5 protein-coding genes are annotated in these 3,159 nt (G+C 62.7%); 1 reads left to right on the top strand and 4 read right to left on the bottom strand.

Translation table 11 applies throughout. The features are described 5' to 3' along the window. The first annotated feature begins 24 nt into the window (after window positions 1-24). The gene (locus JOZ76_RS10855; RefSeq protein WP_291698634.1) at window positions 25-876 is read left to right on the top strand and encodes an SDR family NAD(P)-dependent oxidoreductase; all 852 of its coding nucleotides are present in this window, start codon (window positions 25-27) and stop codon (window positions 874-876) included. 179 nt (window positions 877-1,055) lie between these two features. On the opposite strand, the gene JOZ76_RS10850 is transcribed toward JOZ76_RS10855, so the two are convergent. The 4 genes from JOZ76_RS10850 to JOZ76_RS10835 all read right to left on the bottom strand — a co-directional run. Beyond that, window positions 1,056-1,262 (bottom strand): hypothetical protein, encoded by a 207-nt coding sequence (locus tag JOZ76_RS10850; protein ID WP_291698633.1) that lies wholly within the window; start codon window positions 1,260-1,262, stop codon window positions 1,056-1,058. A 74-nt stretch (window positions 1,263-1,336) separates the two neighbouring features. Next, the gene (locus tag JOZ76_RS10845; protein ID WP_291698632.1) at window positions 1,337-1,762 is read right to left on the bottom strand and encodes a Rieske (2Fe-2S) protein; all 426 of its coding nucleotides are present in this window, start codon (window positions 1,760-1,762) and stop codon (window positions 1,337-1,339) included. Continuing rightward, a complete protein-coding gene (locus JOZ76_RS10840) occupies window positions 1,762-2,874 on the bottom strand; it encodes an amidohydrolase family protein (protein WP_291698631.1) in 1,113 nt (370 codons plus the stop codon). The genes JOZ76_RS10845 and JOZ76_RS10840 overlap by 1 nt, the downstream gene beginning before the upstream one ends. Window positions 2,875-2,944: 70 nt before the next feature. Then, window positions 2,945-3,159: amidohydrolase family protein (locus JOZ76_RS10835; protein ID WP_291698630.1), on the bottom strand; the 215-nt coding region annotated here is incomplete at its 5' end.

The raw sequence follows: 3,159 nt of genomic DNA, 5'->3' as shown, positions 1-3,159 counted from the left end.
AGCAGAAAAGCCCGGAGCGTGCCGATGTCCCACCCTGCGATGTCGTCAGATCATGTTGCGGTCATCACCGGAGGTGCTTCCGGCATCGGGCTGGCCGCTGCGCTGCGCTTTGCAGGCCTCGGCATGAAGGTCTGTATCGCCGACATCGGCGCCGACCGCCTCGCCGAGGCCGCCAAAAAACTCGCAGCGGTCGCGCCGCGTGGCGAGACCAGTATCATGACGATGACTGTGGACATTAGCCGGCGCAACGACGTCGTGGCGCTGGAAGGCGCCGTGCAAAAGCGTTTCGGCGGCACCGACATTTTGATGAACAATGCCGGCATTCAACCCGGCAGCAAGATGTTCGGCCCTGAAGACAATTGGCAGCGCATTCTTGGCGTCAACCTCTGGGGCGTCGTCCACGGCTCGCAAGTGTTCGCGCCCTTCATGATCGAGCGCGGCCGTCCCGGCCTCATCATCAACACCGGCTCCAAGCAGGGCATCACCACGCCGCCCGGCGATCCCGCCTACAATGTCTCGAAAGCCGGCGTGAAGGCCTTTACCGAAGCATTGCAGCATGAGCTGCGCAACGCGCCCGGTTGTCAGGTCACCGCGCATCTGTTCATCCCCGGCTTCGTCTTCACGCCATTGAGCGCGCATGGCCGGGTCGAGAAGCCAGCCGCCGCGTGGACGCCGGAACAGACGGCTGACTTTATGATCGAGCGCGTGAGCATGGGCGATTTCTACGTCCTGTGTCCCGACAACGACGTGCCGCGCAGCCTCGACGAGCGGCGCATCCTCTGGGCGGCCGGCGACATCGTCGAGAACCGGCCGCCGCTGTCGCGCTGGCACAAGGACTATGCCGACGCCTTCGCGGCTTTCGTGAAGGGGAAGTAACTCGACGCTGCCACCACAAACACCACTGTCATACCCCGCGAGAAAGCGGAATATCCAGTACGCCGCACGCTCTCAGTAAAACGCTGGCTTCTCTGGAATACTGGATCGCCCTCTCGCCGAACTAAACACCAAGCCGGGCGATGATGCGTGAGCGCGCCTCGGAACGACAAGGAATTTTCTCACAGCGTCTCCTGCTTGTGCCCGCATTCCTTGCACGCGAATTTGACCCGCCTTGCGCCCTTTTCCGCCTGAAGGCGGTTGGGCGCGCCACATTTGCCGCAGACCGCCTCGATGCGGGTATTGCCCTGCTTCACGACGACGGTTTTGCGCGCCATCGCTTCGCGGATCAGGCGGTCGGCCTCTTCACGCATCTCCTGTTTCGACATTCCACCTGCACCTTCCCGATCATCAAAGGTGCGGGCTTATAGCACGTGCCTCACGCAAGTCGAATGAAGCCACCTCATGCGTCCACAATGACGTAAGCGTCCTCGACATGGACGGGAAAGGTCTCTGCGACATAAGGCCCTTTCTTCATCTCAGCGGCCAGTTCCTCGCCGCGCTCGACCGCGACCGGGTAGCACCGCACCTTGACGCGCTTCGGATCGAACCAGGACTGACCGCTCCGCATGTCGAATTCCCAGCCGTGCCAGGCACAGCGCAGGAGCTCGCCGACTCGCGAGCGCTGGTAGACGCCGGGTTCCGGCGAGGTCAGCCGCGCGACGCACGCCGCCTTGTCGAGCGGCGCGCCCTCATGCGGACAGCGATTGAGCAGCGCGAAGAACCCGCCATTGACATGGAACACGACGATGTCGCGGCCGTCGATCGCGACGACCTTGTTGCCGCCGGGCGGGATCTCGGAGGTGCGGGCGACGACGTGCCGGGCCATTAGAAATTGTAGACCGCGCGGGCGTTGGTGTTGAAAATCTTGTTCCGTTCGGCGTCCGTGAGCGGCGTCTTGAAGGCGAAACGCGGATCGTCAAAATCCCAATGCGGATAGTCGGACGAGAACAACAGCCGCTCCACGCCGACCCATTCGATCAGCTGGCGCAGATGCCGCGCCTCGTCGGGCTCATCGATCGGCTGCGTCGTGAACCAGAACTGCTCTTTGACATATTCGGACGGCCTGCGTTTCAGATGCGGCACCTCGCTGCGGAAGCGTTCAAAATGCCGGTCCATCCGCCACATCGCGGAGGCGATCCAGCCAAAACCGCCCTCGATGAACACGATCTTCAGTTTTGGGAAGCGCTCGGGCACGCCTTCGATGACGAGGCTCGCGAGCTGCGCCGCCATGGTGTGCGCATTCGACTGGTGCTCCTCGACATAATAGGACGGCCAGCCGCTGCCGGTCGGCGCATGCCCGCCATAGCCGCCGACATGGATGCCTAGCGGCAGGCCGAGCTCCTGGGCGCGTGCATAGATCGGCCAGTAGCGGCGGCGTCCCAGCGGCTCGTTGGCGCGCGGCGAGACGTTGATCTGGATGTATTCGCCGGTCTTGGCGCAGCGCTCGATCTCGGCAATTGCAAGCTGGGTGTCGTCCTGGCCAGCCAGGATCGATGCCTTCAGCCGCGGGTCGCGATGGGCCCAGAAGGCGAGCTGCCAGTCGTTGATGGCGCGCTGGATCGCGGCACCAAATTCGAGATTCTGCTGCGAGAAGATGAACAGATCCAGCACCTGCAGAATGCCGAATTCGACATCGAGCGGATCGAGATGCTGCTTCCGCATGAAGGCGAGATCGGAACCCGGCACGCCGCCGGTCGGCGGCCAGGCGTCACGCCGGCAGATCAAGGGCGAGGAGCGCGGATAGGGCGTGGTACCGATATAGGGCGTGCGCAGATGGCCGCCAAAGGTCTTCAGGTGCTCCTGCCAACGCTTTGGCAGGAATTCGTTGAGATCGGAATGCGCAAAAATGCTCGGATGGATGTCGCAATCGATGACGCGCAGCCTTGTGGCGGCGGTCGCTTCCTGCTCGGTGAGCGGACGGTCGAGGACGTCACTCATGCAATCCTCCTCTATTTTTTGGCGCATGGCCTGTTTCGAAAAACCGGTTCCCACTTTTTCGGGCCATGCGCTATGCCGCGAGCTGCAGCCGCGGAAAGGTTTCGAGCGGATTTTCCACGCACATGCGCGCCACGATGTTTTCCGGCAGGTTTGGCGGCATGGCGTCGTCGCCGTCGAACTGCCAATGCGGATAGTCCGATGCGAACAGGAACATCTTTTCGGAGCCGATCTGGTCGATGAGGTCGGCGACGCTGGTCGCATCCGCCGGCGCATCGAACGGCTGCA

The organism is Bradyrhizobium sp., assembly GCF_019244115.1.
Lineage (GTDB): Bacteria > Pseudomonadota > Alphaproteobacteria > Rhizobiales > Xanthobacteraceae > Bradyrhizobium.
This window is presented reverse-complemented; position numbering and strand designations above follow the sequence as displayed.

Bases quoted from the DNA above. Each gene is read 5' to 3' on its own strand.
- JOZ76_RS10855 (WP_291698634.1), top strand. From the start codon at position 25: ATGTCCCACCCTGCGATGTCGTCAGATCATGTTGCGGTCATCACCGGA.
- JOZ76_RS10850 (WP_291698633.1), bottom strand. From the start codon at position 1,262: ATGTCGAAACAGGAGATGCGTGAAGAGGCCGACCGCCTGATCCGCGAA.
- JOZ76_RS10845 (WP_291698632.1), bottom strand. From the start codon at position 1,762: ATGGCCCGGCACGTCGTCGCCCGCACCTCCGAGATCCCGCCCGGCGGC.
- JOZ76_RS10840 (WP_291698631.1), bottom strand. From the start codon at position 2,874: ATGAGTGACGTCCTCGACCGTCCGCTCACCGAGCAGGAAGCGACCGCC.